The organism is Butyricimonas sp. DFI.6.44 (assembly GCF_022132345.1).
GTDB lineage: Bacteria > Bacteroidota > Bacteroidia > Bacteroidales > Marinifilaceae > Butyricimonas > Butyricimonas muris.
Window position 1 is genome coordinate 1 of the sequence record NZ_JAKNJD010000022.1, and the last position, 20138, is coordinate 20138.

13 protein-coding genes are annotated in these 20138 nt (G+C 42.8%); all 13 read left to right on the forward strand.

What is annotated here, in order from left to right:
- Positions 1–56: 56 nt before the first annotated feature.
- The 13 genes from L0M98_RS21695 (at position 57) to L0M98_RS21755 (ending at position 19957) form a co-directional block, all read left to right on the forward strand.
- Positions 57–1277, forward strand: a complete 1221-nt coding sequence (locus L0M98_RS21695; RefSeq protein ID WP_237961970.1) for an ABC transporter permease — start codon at positions 57–59, stop codon at positions 1275–1277.
- Between the two features lie 179 nt (positions 1278–1456).
- Positions 1457–2377, forward strand: coding sequence for an ABC transporter ATP-binding protein (locus tag L0M98_RS21700; RefSeq protein ID WP_186976488.1), 921 nt, complete (start codon positions 1457–1459; stop codon positions 2375–2377).
- A gap of 20 nt (positions 2378–2397) precedes the next feature.
- The gene (locus L0M98_RS21705; RefSeq protein WP_227217791.1) at positions 2398–4740 is read left to right on the forward strand and encodes a Gldg family protein; all 2343 of its coding nucleotides are present in this window, start codon (positions 2398–2400) and stop codon (positions 4738–4740) included.
- Positions 4741–4888: 148 nt separating this feature from the next.
- On the forward strand, positions 4889–5467 hold the full coding sequence (locus L0M98_RS21710; RefSeq protein ID WP_227217792.1) for an RNA polymerase sigma-70 factor: 579 nt from the start codon (positions 4889–4891) through the stop codon (positions 5465–5467).
- Between the two features lie 296 nt (positions 5468–5763).
- Positions 5764–6063, forward strand: a complete 300-nt coding sequence (locus L0M98_RS21715; RefSeq protein ID WP_227217793.1) for a helix-turn-helix domain-containing protein — start codon at positions 5764–5766, stop codon at positions 6061–6063.
- The gene (locus L0M98_RS21720; protein WP_227217794.1) at positions 6060–7316 is read left to right on the forward strand and encodes a type II toxin-antitoxin system HipA family toxin; all 1257 of its coding nucleotides are present in this window, start codon (positions 6060–6062) and stop codon (positions 7314–7316) included. Before L0M98_RS21715 ends, L0M98_RS21720 begins: the two co-directional genes overlap by 4 nt.
- Before the next feature lie 154 nt (positions 7317–7470).
- The gene (locus L0M98_RS21725; RefSeq protein ID WP_227217795.1) at positions 7471–8613 is read left to right on the forward strand and encodes a FecR family protein; all 1143 of its coding nucleotides are present in this window, start codon (positions 7471–7473) and stop codon (positions 8611–8613) included.
- Positions 8614–8859: 246 nt separating this feature from the next.
- Complete coding sequence (locus tag L0M98_RS21730; RefSeq protein ID WP_227217796.1) at positions 8860–12336, forward strand: TonB-dependent receptor; 3477 nt, start codon at positions 8860–8862, stop codon at positions 12334–12336.
- 19 nt (positions 12337–12355) lie between these two features.
- A complete protein-coding gene (locus L0M98_RS21735) occupies positions 12356–14305 on the forward strand; it encodes a RagB/SusD family nutrient uptake outer membrane protein (protein WP_227217797.1) in 1950 nt (649 codons plus the stop codon).
- A 37-nt stretch (positions 14306–14342) separates the two neighbouring features.
- A complete protein-coding gene (locus L0M98_RS21740) occupies positions 14343–15704 on the forward strand; it encodes a DUF4959 domain-containing protein (RefSeq protein ID WP_227217798.1) in 1362 nt (453 codons plus the stop codon).
- A 12-nt stretch (positions 15705–15716) separates the two neighbouring features.
- On the forward strand, positions 15717–17258 hold the full coding sequence (locus L0M98_RS21745) for a DUF4998 domain-containing protein (RefSeq protein WP_227217799.1): 1542 nt from the start codon (positions 15717–15719) through the stop codon (positions 17256–17258).
- A 134-nt stretch (positions 17259–17392) separates the two neighbouring features.
- Positions 17393–17902 (forward strand): hypothetical protein, encoded by a 510-nt coding sequence (locus L0M98_RS21750; protein WP_227217800.1) that lies wholly within the window; start codon positions 17393–17395, stop codon positions 17900–17902.
- 465 nt (positions 17903–18367) lie between these two features.
- On the forward strand, positions 18368–19957 hold the full coding sequence (locus L0M98_RS21755; protein WP_227217823.1) for an ATP-binding protein: 1590 nt from the start codon (positions 18368–18370) through the stop codon (positions 19955–19957).
- The last annotated feature ends 181 nt before the right edge of the window (positions 19958–20138 follow it).

Below are 20138 nucleotides of genomic sequence, written 5' to 3' on the forward strand. Positions count from 1 at the left end.
AGGGAGGATGATAATCATAAATCTGAAATCATAAATCATAAATCTAAAATGAATAAATGAATTACGGTAATTTGATAGTAATAGCCCTTCGGGCATTGAGTAACAATAAATTGCGAGGGTTCCTTACGATGTTGGGAATCATTATCGGAGTCAGCTCGGTGATCTCGATGCTTGCCATCGGCGAGGGTTCGAAGTACACGATAGAGAAACAGATCGAGGAACTTGGGGCTAACATGGTGGTGGTCAATCCCACGAATGCCATGGTAGGAGGAATCCGGCAGAATGGAGTGCTTGTTCAGACCTTGAAATTGGAGGACTACCAGGCCATCGTTTCGGAGGTGCCCTACATGGAGAGTTGTTCCCCTTACGTGTCAAAATCGGGTCAAGCTATTTTCGGTCCGAATAATGCCCCGACCACGGTTTATGGGATTAATGAAGATTACATGGATATCCGTCGGCTGACGGTTGACCGAGGAGAAATGTTTAGTGATCAGGATATGAAAAATGCCGCCAAAGTATGCGTGGTGGGACAGACGATCGTGGATAATCTTTTCAAGAACGGCGAGGATCCTCTCGGTCAGGTCATTCGTTTTGACAAAGTGCCTTTCCGTATCGTGGGAGTTTTGGCTCCTAAAGGTTATAATTCCATGGGACGAGATCAGGATGATATCATCTTGGCTCCTTTCACGACAATACAGAAAAGATTGTTGGCAATCCCTTACATGCACGGTATTTACGTTTCCGTGATTGACGAGCGATACACGAACAAGATGATACAGGAAATCACGGGAGTATTGCGACAGACGCATCGTATTCCCGCGGGGCAGGAGGATGATTTCACGGTTCGTTCGCTGGAAGAGATGAGTAAGGTACTGACGATGGCGACCAAGGTTTTAACTATTCTTTTGGCTTGTATCGGGGGAATCTCCTTGCTTGTCGGTGGCATCGGAATCATGAACATCATGTACGTTTCCGTCACCGAGCGCACGAGAGAAATCGGTTTACGAATGTCTATCGGAGCCAAGGGACGGCATATCTTGTTTCAGTTCTTAATAGAGTCCATTATTATCAGCGTGTCTGGCGGGATTATCGGCGTGGGGTTAGGGATCGGTGTTTCAGTGGTTCTCAGTTCTTTGCTGGGATGGCCTGTATCCGTGTTACTGTACTCCGTGGTGATATCGTTTCTTGTCTGCACGTTCACGGGTGTTTTCTTCGGTTGGTATCCCGCCCGCAAGGCATCCCGGCTGAACCCGATAGACGCTATCCGTTACGAGTGATAAAAATGTGCGTGCTTTTCTATAAATCATCTTGAACAACAACACAAGATGGAAGGCTGTCCGGAAACGGGCAGCTTTTTTGAATTATAAGTCGGTACTTTTTTGTTTTTGAAGTGTTATAAAAAAGCAAGGCTCGTGAAAGAGACGCTTGATCAAAGTTATGAATTAAAATCGTATGTATGGAAAATCCAATTGTAAAAGTTGAACATTTGTATCATCGTTACACGACACAGTGGGCGATCGAGGACATCAGTTTCGAGATCGACGGCTCCGGTGTAGTGGGTCTGCTGGGCTCGAACGGGGCGGGGAAGTCGACAACGATGAATATTATTTGCGGTGTGTTGAAACAGACTCAAGGGAAGGTATTTATTAACGGGATCGATACGTTGAAACACCCGGTGGCTGCCCGGAAATATATCGGTTTTTTACCACAAAAACCACCCCTCTATCCCGATTTGACGGTGGACGAGTATCTTCGTTTTTGCGCGGAGATTCACTGGATGGACAGGAAAAAGATCAAGACGGCTATCGGGGAAGCGGAGGAACGTTGCGGGATCACGCACATGAAAGACCGCTTGTTGCGTAATCTTTCGGGCGGTTACCAGCAACGCGTGGGTATCGCGCAGGCTATTCTGCACGATCCGAAGTTCGTGGTGCTGGACGAGCCCACGAACGGGTTGGACCCGAATCAGATACTGGAAGTGCGCCAGTTGATCCGGGATATTGCCGAGGAGCGTACCGTGATGCTCTCGACGCATATCTTGTCGGAGGTGCAGGCTACTTGTTCCACGATCAAGATGATTGAACACGGGCGGGTTGTTTTTTCCGGCAGCGTGGATGAATTTGATAGTTATATCGAGCCGAACACGCTTTACGCCACTTTCGATTTGCCCCCTTTGCCGGATGAATTGATGGCGATGCCCGGCATCAGACGGGCGGAAAGCGTGGGAAGTCATGGTGTCCGCCTGACGTATGACGGGGATCGGGATACGATAAAGCTGATTATCCGGGAGAGTGTGGCACGGGGATGGGAAATGACGGAAATTAAGGTCGAGAAAAGCTCGATGGAAGCCGTGTTCGCTAAATTGTCAGGGAAATAATTTAATATGGAGGAAAAATTATGAGAGCAATATACAGGATAGCCCGTTTGGAGTTGTCAAATCTTTTTTATTCGCCGGTAGCGTGGCTTTTACTCGTGCTTTTCGTGTTTATGACAGGTATGGGATTTGCCGATATGATGGAGATGCTGGCAAGGCGGCAAGAATTGGGAAGCAGGGGATTGTACGCGATATCCCGGGTGATATTTTATACCCCCATGGGGGGATTGTGGTCGAGAGTGAGTCAGTTCCTATATTTATTGATGCCTTTGTTGACGATGGGGTTGATTAGTCAGGAATTTAACAGGGGATCTATCAAGTTGCTTTTTTCAGCCCCGATCACGGGCAGGCATATCGTGCTTGGAAAATACTTGGGCATCATGCTGTACGGTTTGTTGATGATGGCATTCCTGTTGGTTTACGTGCTGATAGCCGGATGCCTCGTGGAGTCGTTCGATTGGTCGGCGGTGTTGACGGGTTTGTTGGGATTGTATTTTTTGTTCGGGCTTTACGCGGCTATCGGGCTTTTCATGTCGACGTTGACTACTTACCCGATCGTGGCGGCAATAGGAATGTTTGCCTTGCTGACCTTGCTGAATCTGGTTTCCGGTATCTGGCAGGAATTTACCTTCGTGCGGGAAATCACGTATTGGTTGTCGCTTGGCGGTAGGGCGAGCACGTTTATCAAGGGATTGATTTGCAGTGAAGATATTTTGTATTTCGTGCTTATGAGCGTGATGTTCCTGTGTTTCGCGATATTGAAATTGCAGTTGCGGCGGGAGAGCTGTTCTTTTGCAGGGAAAGCCGCGCGTTATCTCGGGGTGTTTCTCGCGGCGGTTTTCTTGGGGTATCTGACTTCCCGTCCGACGATGAAGTGGTATCATGATTCGACACACACGAAGAGCAATACTTTAACACAAGCGAGTCAGGATATCGTGGCACAGTTGGACGGCGGATTGAAGATAACGACTTACGTGAATCTGTTCGGGAGCATTCACAGCATAACGACGAAAGGTATCAATAGTGATATAGCCCGTTACGAGCGGTATATCCGTTTCAAACCGGAAACCAAACTCGATTATGTCTTTTATTATTACACGGACACGACGACCGAGGCTTTTAAAAAGAGATACCCGGAAAAGACTTTGTACGGGGCGGCTAAGGATGCGGCTAAATTGCAGGGAACCCGGTTGGGAAAATATCTTTCCCCGGAGGAACTGGCTAGAGAAGAGGCGCTAAGAAATATAGATTTAAGTGACGAGGGGTATCGTTTCGTGGCTTTGATCGAACGGGATAACGGGCAAAAAACTTTTCTACGGGTATATGCCGACATGAATCGTCTTCCGGGTGAAACGGAGATTTCCGCGGCGTTGAAACGAATTGCGATGAAGTTGCCTCAAGTGGGTTTCTTGTCGGATCATGGCGCTCGTTCGATTGTCGGGGATAAGAATCGGGATTATTCTTATATGGTTGCCGAGAAAATGTACCGGAAGTCGTTACTGAATCAAGGGTTTGACGTGACTGACGTGAATTTGAAGCGTAACCCGGGGGTGTTGGATAGTTTGGACGTGCTTGTTGTGGCGGAACCTTTGGAACCTTTCACGAACGAAGAGTTGAAAACTTTGTATCGTTACGTGGAAAGCGGGAGGAATCTGGTGATCGCCGGAAAACCGAAGAGTTATTCCCATTTGACTCCTTTGATGGAGTATTTAGGATTGAGTTTCGAACCGGGTATTCTGGTGCAACAACAGATTGACGAATATCCCCCGCATTTGTTTCTTTGCCGGGCAACGGAGGAGGCTCAAGAGATATCCCGCCTGTGGAAGAGTCTGTACGTGAACACGAACATGGGACGCCGTCCCGCGTCTCTGGTGATGCCGGGAGCCTTGGCTATCGAGCAGAAAGCGGAGAAGGGTTTCCGTGTAATGCCTTTGTTTCAAGGGCGGGATTCTGCCGCTTGGAATGAATTGGAAACGATCGATTTCGTGAATGACACGGCACGCCTGAACCCGAAAGCGGGAGAGCGTGCTGGGGTGAAAACGACGATGGTCGGATTGGAACGGGAGCATGCCGGGAAACAACAACGGATTATCGTGCTCGGTGATGCCGATTGTTTCAGCATGGGCGAACTGTCCACAACCCGCCGGGGGATATCGTCGGCGAACGGGGACTTGATTATGTCGATGTTCGACTGGCTGTCTTACGAGGAATTACCGGTGGATACTACCCGTCCCGATCCTATTGATAATAAGTTGAACTTGGGTATGGATGCCGGGGGAACCTTGCAAATCGTGTTGAAGTGGGTATTGCCGGCATTACTTCTTTTGCTGGGAATACTGGTGCTGATCCGAAGGAAGGGGAAATAAGATAAAGTTCATTAAACTATAAAGTCCGTAAGGTTTACAATATCGTGATAAACCTTACGGACTTTTTTGCTTTCTCGGGTGTTTTCGTGTCAAAGATTTTGGTGAAAGGGAAACTTTCTCTATTTTTGGAAAAATATTTATTCCAATAATGAGGTATGACGGGCGTGACATAGCAGAAGAGGATTGGGTTAAAGGATTGAAGGACAATTCAAGTGAGGTCTTCGAACAGGTATTTCGGGAGATGAGTCCCAAATTATACAGGTTCGCTTTAGCCTATACCATGAATGCAGATACGGCAGAAGATATCGTGCAGGATACTTTTATGCGCCTGTGGTCAATGGCTGCTTCTCTGCCGGATGAAACCAATATCAGCAGTTATCTTTATTCTTCCGTGAAAAATTCTTGTCTGAATTATTATAAACATCTCCAAGTGGAAGATTCTAACCGGACGAAACTGACGGAAGCATTGATATACGTCGGTACGCTGGAGTACGAGGATAACAGCGCCTTGTTCGAGAAAGTTCAAGAGTGCCTGCAAAAATTACCCGACCAACAACAAAAAGTATTGGAACTAAAGATATTCCGGAACATGAGTTACAAAGAGATCGCTTGTGAACTTGATATCTCGGAAACATCCGTCCATACCCACGTGAAACGAGCTTACAAATTTATCCGGGAATCCTTGCCGTTACTCTATGCGTTTATGATCTTGAAGGGAACGATTTAATTTTAGATTTATGATTGGGGACTGCGCGAGACGTGCGTCTATTCTGTGATTTAGCGATTCTTGATTTTTGTGATTTATATTTGCATACAGAAACTCCGCCGAAAAAGTGTATATTTGTACGAAAACTCCGCCGAGTTTATGTACCAGTCTGATTACCGGAAAGAAAAATGGTTAGTTAATTTGCCTCTATATGCGGTAAGTGAACTTGTCAAGATAGAATAGAAATATCTATATTTTTGTCCGATATTTGCTATTAAATAAAGAAATATCTATATTTGTGGAAAGTTCGAGTTTTTATGGAGAAGGATATTTATGCATATAGTAATCGGGAGATAGCAGCTTCGCTAGGGCGAAGATTTCAGGAATACAGGAAGCGAATGGGATACACGCAGAAGGTTTTGGCTGAAAAGACCGGGATTAGCGTGTTTACGATCAGTTCTTTTGAAAAGGGTACGGGGGTGGGATTGTCACTGACAATATTTATCTCCATGATGCGTGCTATTGAACAGTTAGAGCAAATGGAGGCATTGTTGCCCGATTTGCCGGAGAGTCCGAAAGCACTTTTTGAAAGAGCACAAAAAAGGCATAAGCAATGAAAATGAATGTAGTCAAAGTGATACTCTGGGGACGTACCGTCGGGTATGTTTCGTGGGACAAAAAAAGTCGTCGTGCGTTTTTTCAGTATGATGACGCTTATGTTGCAGACGGTAGGGAGTTAGCTCCGCTGACCATGCCGTTAACAAGTGAACGTACTCGTCGTAATATGGTTTGGCCGGGAAATACAGATAAACTTTATCAGGGACTTCCACCTCTGTTGGCTGATGCTTTGCCTGGCCATTGGGGAAATTCTATTTTTAAGGCATGGATGCGGGATAATGGCATTCGTAGTTCGGATGTGACACCCGTGGATCAGCTTTCTTTTATTGGTTCTCGTGCTATGGGGGCATTGGAATTTGAACCGGCGCAGGATTTGGGAAGTGATAAAGCTTTTGATGTAGATGTGCAAAAACTTTATGATTTTGCACGAGAAGTACTATCGTCAAGGGAAAAGATTACTTTGACATCAGAATGTTCTGTATTGTGGCAGGAGTTGGTAAAGCTTGGAACCTCTCCCGGGGGAAAACGTCCTAAAGCAATCGTGGCGGTTAACCCACGGACAGCCGAGGTAAAATCAGGACAAACTGAAGTGCCGGAAGGTTTTATCCATTATATTCTTAAATATGATGACAGCTCTTCGTTTCCATTTGCTCGAATGGAATATGTTTATTACAGGATGGCTGTGATAGCGGGAATAGAGATGATGCCTTCTATGCTTCGACAATACGAGGGAGTAACGCATTTTCTCACGCAACGTTTCGATCGTGTGGGGAATGAACGTATTCATACCCAAACGTTGGCGGCAATGGCCCCGGGGGCTAATGATTATGATGATTTGTTCGAGGTGATTCGTCGATTACGGTTGCCTTATAAAGATAGTGAACAGCAATTCTTGCGTTTGGTTTTTAATGTTCTAGCCCGAAATGTCGATGATCACTCCAAAAATTTCTCGTTTTGTATGGATAATACCGGAACGTGGCGATTATCCCCGGCTTACGATCTTACCTTTGCGGTTGATACATCGGCTCCGGCGTATGTGAATAGGCATTCATTATTTGTTAATGGAAAGGATGACAAGATAACTATTGCGGACTTGTTGGAAGTAGCTGCCCGAAATGATATCCGAAACCCCAAAGAGTTGATAGAGAGAGTACGTGCCGTGATAGCTGATTTCCCGTCAATAGCTCGTGAAAACGAAATTCCAGACGAGATTATACAAGTACTCCGAAAAGAAATAGGGAATATCTATTAATCCGTTTTTTAATAATAGAAAAAATATTATCTAATTAACTTGTTTGTTATCAATCGTGTAAAGTAATTTTCAATTTTCAACTTTCAATTTTCAATTATTTTTTGTCCCCCATTTTTCCCTAACGTTGTCTTAATAATAAAGACGATGAAAAATCATGGAAATAGATAAAATCAAACGGGTGGTTTCGGGTAAGGCTTCCGAGGAAGAGCGGGAAGACGTGAGAGTCTGGATGGAAGGAGCGGAGGAAAGGAAACGGTTTCTGAAGGATGCGGAAGAGTATTACAGGGGTGGGGTGTCAGGAATCGGGGAGGAATCCCGACGGGTTGAGCGAATGTGGCAGCGGATGGCGTTGCCCCGGAAGAAGCAATGGATGGTTGCTTGGCGGCGGTGGGTTGCCGTGGCGGCGTGTGTGGCAGGCGTTGTAGGTGCGGTCTTGTGGATGGAAACCATAAAGGAAAAAGAAGTGGGAGAGAAAATATTGCCATTGGAAGTGGCACATTCCAAAGGTGTGAAATTGATTTTGCCGGATGGTAGTACTCACGAGATCACGAGAGAGAAAGCTTTGTCCATGAAGATTTCGGGATTCGAGGTGAATATGGAGAGTGCCACTGTTCTGGAAAAACGGGAGATTGATAACGAACAGGTTGCCCCTGTCGTGGAATATAGCGAGATCGTTGTACCCAGAGGAGCAGAATATTCGTTAGTTCTTTCGGATGGTACAACTGTAATATTGAATTCAGAAACCCGTATGCGGTTTCCGAATACTTTCACGGGAACGGAACGAAAGATATTTTTAAGCGGAGAGGCCTATTTTGATGTTGCCCGGGATGAAAGTCGCCCTTTTCTCGTGGAATTTCAAGGAGGAAAAGTGAAAGTGTTGGGAACCCGATTTAATGTACAAGCATACTTGGGGCAAAATACTTTCGCCACCTTAGTTTCGGGAAAAGTAGCGGTTTCTTCCGGGCGGGATTCCGTGGTTTTGCATCCCGGTGAACTATGCGAGATTGCGACAACGGACCGCACTCTTTCGGTGCGAGAGGCTGATATGATGTCAGTGTTAGCGTGGAAAAACGGGGAGTTCGTTTTCAAGGATGCTTCCATGGAACAGATCGTGAAAGAATTGTCCCGTTGGTACGATACCGAGATCGAGTACGATGCTTCGGGATTGAGGGGTATGAAATTCCATATTTATATGGATCGGGCTAAAACTTTGGAAGAAGCTTTACAAGTGATTTCTAGAATGGGGGAAGTCACTTATGAGATGGATGGGAAAAAGGTGATCATAAAAAAGAGGTGAAAAACAACGAGAGATGTTGGTCCATCTCTCGTGTAAAAAATCTCTGTATATTCCAACAGTCACATTAATAACGCAAAGCTATGAAAAAAAATCGACAAAAAGTAATTCGAGATCCTTAAGAAAGAGTTTTTTTGAGAACAATTAAAATGCAAAAATAAACTGCGATTTGGTGTGAAAAAGATGTTGGTCCGTCTTTTTCACGTGAAGAATTGCGATCTATAAATGTCACATTAATATTAATTTTTTATGAGAGAAAATCAACGAAAACTTTGGGGACTTGTTCCCCGTTGGGAGGAAAGGCTATTGAAATGGGGGCTTTGCCTATTAATATGTTGTTCCTCTGTTTATGTATCTCGGGCTCAAACGGACCCTCGGGTGAATTTGGATCTTAAAAATGTTACGTTAATTAAAGTTATCGAGGAATTGCGGGTACAAACGAAGTATAATTTCCTCTTTAATTCTGAGGAATTACGTGATTTTAATTCCGTGACTCTTAAATTGAAAAACGTTCCTCTCCGTCAGGCATTGGATTCTCTTTTATCCCCGAGAGGTTTGGGGTACACGATAGAGAAGGAAACAGTTGTCATTAGAAAACAAGAGGTCAAGCAGGTAAACTTGATCACGGTAGCAGGTAAAATTACAGATGAAAAAGGAAATCCTATTGCGGGAGCGACTATTGTCATTCACGGGACGACACAAGGAGTTGCTTCCGATGCGGATGGTAAATATACCCTTCCTGCACGTCCGGATGATGTATTGCAAGTTTCGTTTATTGGTTACAAGGCGGAAACCGTACCTATAAAGGGGAAACAGAGGGTAAATATCACGTTAAATCCTACTGAGGAAAACTTGGAAGAGGTGACTGTCGTGGCGTTCGGTACTCAAAAGAAAGAGAGTGTTGTGGGATCTATTACTACGGTACGTCCAATGGATTTGAAGACTTCCAGCAGCGATTTCACTGCTGGTTTTGTTGGACGTATTCCCGGTATTATAGGTTACCAACAAAGTGGTTTGCCTGTGGCTTTAACTGAAGAGGAAATGAATACTAAATTTTATATCCGAGGCATTACTTCTTTTCAATCGAATGCAAATACTGATCCTTTGATTTTGTTGGACGGTGTGGAAGTTTCCAAATTGGATTTGTCACGTTTGGCGCCTGAAGATATAGAGAGTTTCAGTGTATTAAAAGATGCTTCGGCAACAGCCATGTATGGTGCCCGTGGGGCGAATGGCGTGTTTTTGGTAACTACTAAAAAAGGTATTGAGGGGAGTGTATATACGACAGCTCGTTACGAGGCTATTGTTTCGATGCCGACTAGGGAGATTGATGTCGTAGATCCGATTGATTATATGCGTTATTATAATCAGGCGATTTTGGCACGTTCTCCGGGGGCAACTCCAAAGTATAGCGTGGAACGTATTAACCGGACGGCTTCCGGAAATTATCCTTCATGGGTATATCCTGAAAATGATTGGTATGATATTTTATTTAAAAATCAGACGGTGAACCATCATGCTGGAGTTACGGTTCGTGGTGGTTCTAAAGTCATACAATATTATGCTTCGGTCAATTATAATTTTGATTCGGGAATGCTGAAAACAGACCGTTTGAATCAATTTGATTGTAATATTAAAAACAATCAAGTTGGTTTCCGTGCAAATTTGAATATTGATTTGAAAGCGGGGATAAAATTGGTGGTTAATACTTCGGCTACGATGGACAGATACCATGGACCGTTAATTGATACACAAGGGGCTTATTCTTATGCATTTAATGCATCTCCGGTAGATTATGCGCCAACCTATCCTGCGGATGAAACATATGCATGGCCGCATATTCGTTTTGGTATCGGTGCAGGAGGTACTGATTCCGACACTAATCCTTACGCCCAGACACAACAGGGATACTCCAAGCGGACTCGTTTTTCGACAATTAATCGTGCTGAATACATACAAAATCTAACTTCTTTAATTAAAGGTCTGGAATTACGGTTAAGTGCTTCTTTGGTGGAAAATAGTTATGGAGACCAAACGTTTACAACAAAACCCTATTATTATTATATGAGTAATTATGACCATGAAACCGGTAAACATACTTTAGTTCCTAATCCGGCTTTACTTGGAGGGGGGAATACTTCATCTTCGAGAACTTTGTCTGCAGGAAGTAGGAGTACTACAACTGAAACGCGGATCACTTACGAGGGGCGATTGTATCATACGGCAGCTTGGGGCGATCACCAGACATCGGCAACGGGCGTTTTTCAGATGTATGAACGTACGTTCAGTCCGATCCCTGATGTGCTAAACGGTATGCCGCAGCGGAATTTGAGTTATTCAGCCCGTTTTTCGTATGGATATAAGAATCGTTACTTTATTGAAGCTAGTGGTGCTTATAATGGTTCCGAGCGTTTTGCCAAAGGAAACCGGATGGGTTTTTTCCCGTCGATAGGTGGTGCATGGGTGGTTTCCAGTGAAGATTGGATGTATTCCTTGTCAAAAGTCCTTCCTTATTTGAAATTCAGAGCGTCTTATGGAAAAGTGGGTAATGATGGAATTATCAGTACTCCCCGTTACGTGTATCTTCCAACTTTGGGTGATGGACAAGCATTAGGAGAACAACAAGTGGTTTATCCGGTACCAAATCCTCCGAATCGTTTTTATCGTAAAGCGATGATTGCGTATCCGAATGAAAATATCCAGTGGGAAATTGCTGAAACAATAAATTTGGGTATTGATACGAAATTTTTTGATGGATTGCTTGAAATTCAAGCGGATATATATCAAGAAAAACGTCATAATATTATTTCTCAACGCATGAATGTTCCGGCATTTATGGGAATAGAGGTACCGCCTTTGGATAATGTCGGGAGAACGTGTTCTCGAGGAGTCGATCTATCCGGAAAAATTCAGCATCAGTTTTCAAATGATTTTTGGTTGATATTGAACGGTACATTTACATATAATAAGACAACGTATGATTATATCGATGAAGCAGTTGATAAACCGGATTGGCAACGCAAAAAGGGACGGGAAATCAGTCAGCAGATGGGGTATATTGCCGAAGGACTTTTCCGCGATCAAGCGGAGATTGACAATTCGCCTCGTCAGGACGGAGATGTGATGCCGGGGGATATTCGGTATCGGGATATTAACAATGATGGGGTAATAGATGTGGAGGATGCGGTCTTTATTGGTTATCCGGAAACACCTCGCTATGTTTATGGCTTCAATGGATTTGTCAACTGGAAAAACTTTGAATTTAATTTTGCATTTCAAGGATCAGGTAAACGGACATTCTTTATCAATCCGGTTGCGATTACTCCTTTTGTAGGTAATCATGCTATGTTGCAGGCAATTGCTGATGATCATTGGTCGGAAGAGAATATGGACAGACAAGCTTTTTGGCCTCGTCTTTCTACTAATTCGATTGCACAGCATAATCCGTATGAAAATTGGTACAATTCGGAGAATGCAGAGGTGCGTAAAAGTACTTATTTCATGAGGGAATGTCGTTTCCTTCGTTGTACAGCAATATCAGTAGCATATAATTTACCACGGAAATGGATGGATAAGATGAAAATACAAAATGCTAAATTTACGTTTAGTATGAATAATCCTTTTTGTTTTTCTGATTTTAAGATGTGGGATGTGGAGTTGGGAGAAAATGGATTTAATTATCCGATTCAAAGAACTTATTCCGTGGGCTTAAGCGTTAGTTTTTAATTGAAAAACAAATATGAAGATGAAAAAATATTTATTATTTGCTTTATGGATTGGGGGATTTGTTGGTTTGGGCGGATGTTCAAATTGGCTGGATGTTGTCCCGGAGAATGATATAGAAACGATTGAAACTGATTTCGAAAAAAGAGAGAATGCAGAGAAATGGCTATGGACATGCTATGTTTTTATGGAGAAAGCTGTTGCGCAAGCTGTTTATCCTAATAGTTTAAATCCTGCATTTTTAGGTGCTGATGAATTTTGTGGACGAGAATATGCGCGTAAGCAAGATAATTCCGGTGCTTTATATATAGGTGATGGTTTGCAAATGTCACAAAATCCTTATTGCAATGTGTGGCATAAAAATCAGTATTGGGCGGCTATCCGTTATTGTAATATTTTTTTGGAAAATATTGACCATGTTTACACGATGAAAGAGGATGAGAAAAAAGTATGGGCGGCTGAAGTGAAGGCATTAAAAGCATTCTATTATTTTGATCTAATGCGTCGTTATGGTCCGATAGTTTTGATTGATGAAAATGTTAATCCAAATGTGGAATTTGAGGATATGCAACAATTTCGCCGACCAATTGATGAATGTGTGGAAGCAATCGTGAAGTTATGTGATGAAGCTATGCGTGACCTTCCTTATCAAGTAGAAAAACCTTCTGATCACCAATTATTTTTTAATAAAGAAGCTACAGCAACTTTGAAAGCATTAACTTTATTATATGCAGCTTCTCCTTTATTCAACGGTAATACGATATTGCAGAATTTTTATAATAAAAAAGGTGAAAAACTTTTTCCAACTTACAATAAAGAAAAATGGAAACGGGCGGCAGAAGCGTGTGATTCGGCAATCTTGATTTGTGAAGCAGCAGGGAAAAAACTGGTTACTGGTTCGGGAGATCGTCCTACTGCTTTGTTGAATACTATGCAAGATATTGAAAAGACATGGATTGGAGATGTTTACGATAGCCCAGAGGCAATTTTGACTATTAATAATAATACGGAAAAGTTAGTTAATTTGTTGACACCTGCAGCTTCTTCCGTGTATACAGATTATTATGATCCAAGTAGTGCCGGATGTTTGGGGGCTCCACTCAAGATGGTCGAAATGTTTTACACGGATCATGGGCTTCCGATTGAAGAAGATCGGCTGTGGATGAATTCCAAATATAATTTAACCGAGGAAAGTGATGAGAAGTATAGGCATGTTCTGCCATTGAATACTAAGATTTTGAGTTTGCATTGTAGGAGGGAACCCCGGTTTTATGCTATGATTGCAGGTGATCGGATGATATGGTATCGGAAGCATGGAACAGGTTCTACACCTTACACCGATGTAGAGATACAGACACGCCAAGGAGAAACGTTAGGAATGATTTCTAAACGGTTTGATGAAAATGAAAAACAAAATATTACAGGATATTGGATAAAAAAATGGCAAAGTTCAGACTATACGCTTCGTAATTACTCAACTAATGTTTCTACTTTGAAAAAGCCGAGGTATGTATTTCGTTTGGCTGAACTTTATCTGGCTGCCGCAGAGGCTTGGAATGAGTATTTGGATGCTCCGGATAGCCGAGTATATGCTCCATTGAATAAAGTTCGAGAACGTGCCGGTATTTTAAAAGTGGAGGATGCATGGAAGAACTATGCGAAGAATCCCGGCAAAGTAACGACTCGTGATGGAATGCGGGAAATTATTCAACAAGAATGGAATATTGAATTTATGTTCGAGGGACGGCGCTATTGGAATCTACGTCGCTGGATGACAGCTCCGCAAGAATTAAATATCCCGCAGTTAGGTTGGAATGTAACTTCTTCTACGCAGGAGGGATTTTATAATAATTTCGAGGGACCGATTGTCGCATGGCCGAAGCGTAAATTCGAGAGTCCTAAGGATTATTTTACTCCTATTCGAGCCGAAGAAATATTGATTTCTGGGGTAGTACAAAACCCGGGATGGTAATTTTGCGATGTTTGATTTTAGGTTAAAAAGTAAATATATGAAACAGATACTATTTATATCATTATTAATCTTGGGACTTTGGGCTTGTAATGATGATGGTGACAGGATTACTGTGACAGATTTGCCTGAGAATGCGTTTACATTCAAACCCGTGACTGGTGGTGCCGTGATGCACTATGTTTTGCCTTCCGATCCGGATATCGTGGGTGTGAAAGTGCGTTACCGGAATGCTTTCGGGGTGGAAACACTTCGGGAGGGAAGTAGTTCTTGCGATTCCTTGACATTAATTGGTTTTAGCGAAGCCCGAAATGATATTCCTGCTCGGGTGACGTTGAGTTATTATAATGGTAGAGAATCACAACCGTTTGATGTAATGTTTAGTACCTCGGATTCTGGTCCGGTTGCTTTCATGAAATCCGTAGGGTGTTATCCGAATTGGGAAGGTTTTTCTTTGAATTACCATGTTCCTGAGGGTGCGAATGGCATCGTACACGTTTTCTACGTGGGTACAAATCCTGTTACGAATTTGCCTGATACATTATTAATTAATAGTTTCTTTTTGGAGGAAACCCAACAAGAGGGAGGAGCTACTAGTTATAAAATGAAACAGAATATCGCTGATCCTACGGTAGTGGTAAAGGTTGAAGATTTTCTCGGGTATACGGTTGGTGAAAAAATTTGGGAAAATGTAGAAAATATGTCTAGTAAGAAATTAGACGCTAAGAATTTTGATTTTTATTGCGATAATTCGCAGGAAGATTTGGAATACAAATTAGGGGTTGAGTACTTGTTTGATGGAGATACGAGAGGAGTAGTTTGTTTTGAAGATAAAAAATTCCATTCTTTTTTGGCAGGTCCTGACGCTGCGGGGGAAAATGCCCATCCCATGTATATAGATTTAAGAGAGAATCGCCTTACGGCTTCTGTGCGTTTGTACAATCTGTATAAAAATAGTGCGGGATTAAGTTGGTATAATAAAGGAAAAGCCGGACTTTGTAATACGTATAATGAAAATGAACTTCCTTGTGAAGTAACGATTTACGGGTTAAAGGATAATGGCATGACACCCTTTTCTTATGACGAATTGGATGCGTTAGAAGGATGGGTAAAAATAGGGTCTTTTAAAGAAGATAAAGGACTTGCGGTGGCAGACCGGTGGTGTAAAAATACATGGCATTCTACTAATTGGACGCAAGGTTTAGATCTTGCTGAATTGAAAGAGGCTGAGGATGAATACATGGAGATCGTGATACCGGCATTCGGACAGGGAGAAGGATACCGTTATTTGAAAATGGTAATTAATGAAGTGTTTAATTATTCTGGGAATGGAACTTCCTATATAAACACGGGTAAATATGTTCAGTTCCACGAACTGGAAGTTTATACAAACAAAGATTAAACGAGGATGAAAATGAACAGATATATCGGAATATTGATCGGAATGTTGGCATTATTGTCGGCATGTGGAACGGATTCTTTGGAAGATACTTACAAAGAGTATGCTGGGGAGGGAGAAATCCGTTACTTGGGTAAATGTACAGATCTGTCGGTTACTCCGGGATGGCAACGTATTATTGTGACATGGAAAAATAATATTGATCCGGCAATTCAGCAGGTAAAGGTTGCGTGGTTGTTGGATGATACGAGGGACAGCGTGCTATTGGAACGCGGGACGACAGAATATAGTATTGATAAGTTGAATGGACAGCCTTTGGAAGATGGGAATTACGAGATTTCCGTGAGTGGAGTGGATTGCAACGGGAATACTTCGATTGCCAATATGACTTTTGGACGACCTTACACGCATTCTCATGAGGAAATAAGGGCATTTAACCGGGTGATTAGTAGAGTCTACTTTATACAGGATAGAGCGGTACTCTTTTTTTCCGAGTGGCAGGATAACATGGAGAAGGCCGTGTTGTCCTACCCGAAGACGGACGGAACCACTGGTGAATTGGAATTGACAAAGGAGTTTTTGGAACAAGCGCGAGTGCAGAATGGCGGGCTTTATTGGATGTTGGAGGACCCCGTGAATATTTCCAAGGAGGAAGGGTGTAATTTGGTCTTGTTGCGTCGTGCCAAATTGCCGGATTGTAAAGATGAAATAGAGTTTGAACCTTATGTTTTTGATGCTGATAAGACGTATGATTCTGATTTTGTGCAAGAAATGAAAGTACAATTTGGCTATGCTGAAATTCCAGCGGGATGGGCTGATACGGTACGGACAATTTATCTGGATTGGAGTGTCGGTTCTTTTAATAGTTTGTTGAATCTACCAAAGTTGGAAAAACTTGTATTGGGAGGAAGGCGCTACCAGTTGGAGTCGTCCATGAATGATGTCCAGTACGGGCAAAGTAAAGTGTCAGATCAAGGGGCTGCCAATTTTGTCTTGTCCGTGTTGAACGAATTAAATGGTTTGACGGTAGAGCGTTATAATAAGCATTTTCAAGAGCTTGAGAAGACAGATTATGTGTCCAATTGTGGAATGCCTCTTGTTCCTAAGGTCGATTTTATTGATATGACTGGGTTGCAATTCATGGAATATCCCGAGTCGAAGGTGAATTCGGGATTAGCTAACTTGACGGATGGAAATCCTGCTACTTATTGGAATCCTGAAGGTCAACCTGCTTTCACGTCCTACGAGTTGACTTTGGATTTGAAATCACCGAAGACGATTAACGGGATATGTTTCGTGCAGAAACAATATAGTGGTGACGAAATAGTGATAGCCCCAGAGTATGTAAAAGTTAAGGTTTCCAATAATGGCCTTTATTGGGAGGATGCTACTTACGTGGAGGATGTTCCGGTGGGCAAGAGTAGCGGGGAAACTACTTATATCCCGTTTATCAAGGATGTGCGAACTGCCACGTATCAATACGTGAAAGTGCAGGTGAATACCGTGATTTACGGTTCTTACTACTGTTCTTCCATAGCTGAAATTCGTTTATATTAAAATTTGTATATTTAGAAAAGAGTGCTCAAAAGCCGATAAGGCTTTTGAGCGGGCTCTTTGTATTCTTTTAGGGTGATTTTTTGTTATATCAAAAGATACAATAGATTATAAATTATAAAATAATAGAATCAAGTATGAAAAAAGTATTGTTGTTATTATTAGGCGTTTGCTGTTTGATTCCCGGTCTTTATGCCCAAAAACTTGAAAGCGTTTCGTTGGATGAGGCGGGAGAGTCGTTTGAAGTACGCGTGAAGTATTTTGAAAAACAGTTTGGTGAAGTGTTTACGCCGGAAAAGATGAGCCCGTTGCTCAAGGAAAGTGAGAAAGTGGAAGCACGTGCGAAATGGCGGAAACAAAGCGCCGAAAGATTGATGGCCGGGAAGTTGAAGAATATATTGCAGCAAGTGGGTGCCACAGAAGGAGGCGGCTTGTGGGTGACTTTCTATGTGGATGAAACGGGGAAGGTGATCACGGTAAAATTCGTCATGTCTGCCACGGTGTACGTGAAACTTTCGGCTAAAATGTTAAAAGAATTGTATAATTTGGCTATGGCTGAAAAATTTGATACTTCTTGTTACGGTTTCGACCAATCTCATACTTATGCCGTTGACGGTTTCGATTTAATGAAACGGGCTGTAGAGTAAGTTATAGAAAAGAAGAATTCTATTTAGTGGGGAAGAGATGATTTCGTGTATACCTTGGGGGCAGGCTGAATGAATTTCTTGCACGGAGAATGAACTTCAGTTTATTCTCTGTGTGTTTTTTATTGTTTGTGTTCATTAAAAATTGCTAGAGTTTAATGCAAGACCAGTGGTTGAAAAGGAGGGATGTTTGCGGCAACAAAATCTGACGATATAGGGGTGTGAAAAAGCCAAGTGCGAGAAGGAAATAAGATGTTCTCACGTTATGATGTCGAGGTTTCGTCGTTTCGAAACGGGGCGATAATGGTAGAACAACGGGGAAAGAACGAGAGAAGGGGCTGGTTAAGATTTTAACGTGAGAGATAATTGGCCGATTTTCAGAAGGAATCAGTAAAAGTTCTTTGACATGTTGGGACATGGAAAATATTGTAATATCTTTGTATGAACAACTTTAAAACGATTTTGAAGATGAAGTACCCGATAGGAATCCAGAGTTTTGACCAAATCATCGAGGACGGTTATGTTTACGTGGACAAGACCGCCTTGGTCTACTCGTTGGTGAAAGAAGGAAAAATCTATTTTTTGAGTCGTCCGCGTCGTTTCGGGAAGAGTCTTTTGGTGTCTACACTGAAGAATTATTTTTTGGGACGGAAGGAACTTTTCAAGGGGCTGGCGATTGACGAATTGGAGAAGGATTGGTTGGTGTATCCGGTGTTTCATATTGATTTTAACGGACGGAATTTTTTGAAAGGGGAAACGTTAGAGAACGTGCTCCAAGGATATGTATCCCGTTGGGAGGAAGAATTCGGTTTAGAAAATGGAGGTTTGGACGTGGGGGATCGTTTTATCCAATTGCTAGAGAAAGCACACGAGTGGACGGGGCATCGAGCCGTGGTGTTGATAGACGAATATGACAAGCCGATTCTTGACGTGTTGGATACAAATATAGAGGTGACCGTGGATGGCAACCGGATGCTGCTGGAGGAATGGAACCGTGGGGTACTGAAAGGTTTTTATTCTGTTTTCAAGGCGGCTGACGAGCATTTGCAATTTGTTTTCCTGACAGGAGTGACGAAATTCTCGCAGGTGAGCGTGTTCAGTGGTTTCAATCAACCGAAAGATATCAGTATGGATGGTCGGTATGAGGCTCTTTGTGGGATTACGCAAGATGAGTTGGATTATTATTTTGCATCACCCATGACGGAGATGGCAGAGGTTTATCATTATGATGCGGAAGGGATGAGGCAGTTGTTGAAACGTCAGTATGACGGTTATCATTTCGGTCCGCGGTTAGTGGATGTTTATAACCCGTTCAGTTTATTGAATGCTTTGGATGCAATGATGATTCAAGATTATTGGTTCCGGAGTGGTACCCCGTCTTATCTTATTCGTCTATTGAATCACACTAGAGAAAATCTGAATGAACTGACGGGGCGTTATTATGAAACTCCTGAATTTGTGGATTACAAGGCAGACGTTGAAAAACCTTTACCGATGATCTACCAGAGTGGTTACTTGACGATCAAAGGATACAATATGCGTCGTAACACGTTTTTGCTCGATTTCCCGAATAACGAGGTGAAAAACGGTTTCTTGACCATGGTGGCTTCAGATTACTTGAAGCCGCGAACAAGCATTAATAATTGGGTACAGGATACGGTGGATACCTTACAGGAGGGTGACACGGAAAAATTCCGTCGCTTGTTGACCTCGTTTTTGAGTAGTATTCCTTACACGATGCGTCGTAAGGAAAACGAACGTGAGAAAGAGCGGTATTTTCATTACACGTTCTATTTGTTGATGCGTTTGGTTAGCGTTTACACGGTTTACACGGAGAAGCAGCAGAGCGAGGGACGAGTGGATTGTATCATCGAGACAGATCATTATATTTATATTTTCGAATTCAAGCTAGACGGTACGGCGGACGAGGCATTGCGCCAGATAGAGGAGAAGGGGTACGCGTTGCCTTACTTGGAAGATGAGCGTCGGCTGTATCGTATCGGGGTTAGTTTCTCGTCGGAAACGGGAACAGTGTCGGATTGGAAGGTGGTCGAGTAATAGTTCGCGGAAAAAATTGTAATTCATTAGGAGGTGTGTTTTGCCACATCTCCTGATTTTTTTGTCTTTTTTGGTGAGAGTCTGTTATTGTCACGAATTGTCCATGTTCACCCTGCAAGGCGGACGGGTGAAAGGGTTGTATGTTTGCATCATCAAAGTTTGACGATATGTCAGTAGATTT

What these genes read in the sequence shown, in the direction of transcription:
- L0M98_RS21755 (WP_227217823.1), top strand. Translation starts at nt 18,368, where the DNA reads ATGAAGTACCCGATAGGAATCCAGAGTTTTGACCAAATCATCGAGGAC.
- L0M98_RS21745 (WP_227217799.1), top strand. Translation starts at nt 15,717, where the DNA reads ATGAACAGATATATCGGAATATTGATCGGAATGTTGGCATTATTGTCG.
- L0M98_RS21705 (WP_227217791.1), top strand. Translation starts at nt 2,398, where the DNA reads ATGAGAGCAATATACAGGATAGCCCGTTTGGAGTTGTCAAATCTTTTT.
- L0M98_RS21700 (WP_186976488.1), top strand. Translation starts at nt 1,457, where the DNA reads ATGGAAAATCCAATTGTAAAAGTTGAACATTTGTATCATCGTTACACG.
- L0M98_RS21720 (WP_227217794.1), top strand. Translation starts at nt 6,060, where the DNA reads ATGAAAATGAATGTAGTCAAAGTGATACTCTGGGGACGTACCGTCGGG.
- L0M98_RS21715 (WP_227217793.1), top strand. Translation starts at nt 5,764, where the DNA reads ATGGAGAAGGATATTTATGCATATAGTAATCGGGAGATAGCAGCTTCG.
- L0M98_RS21710 (WP_227217792.1), top strand. Translation starts at nt 4,889, where the DNA reads ATGAGGTATGACGGGCGTGACATAGCAGAAGAGGATTGGGTTAAAGGA.
- L0M98_RS21695 (WP_237961970.1), top strand. Translation starts at nt 57, where the DNA reads ATGAATTACGGTAATTTGATAGTAATAGCCCTTCGGGCATTGAGTAAC.
- L0M98_RS21750 (WP_227217800.1), top strand. Translation starts at nt 17,393, where the DNA reads ATGAAAAAAGTATTGTTGTTATTATTAGGCGTTTGCTGTTTGATTCCC.
- L0M98_RS21725 (WP_227217795.1), top strand. Translation starts at nt 7,471, where the DNA reads ATGGAAATAGATAAAATCAAACGGGTGGTTTCGGGTAAGGCTTCCGAG.
- L0M98_RS21740 (WP_227217798.1), top strand. Translation starts at nt 14,343, where the DNA reads ATGAAACAGATACTATTTATATCATTATTAATCTTGGGACTTTGGGCT.
- L0M98_RS21735 (WP_227217797.1), top strand. Translation starts at nt 12,356, where the DNA reads ATGAAAAAATATTTATTATTTGCTTTATGGATTGGGGGATTTGTTGGT.
- L0M98_RS21730 (WP_227217796.1), top strand. Translation starts at nt 8,860, where the DNA reads ATGAGAGAAAATCAACGAAAACTTTGGGGACTTGTTCCCCGTTGGGAG.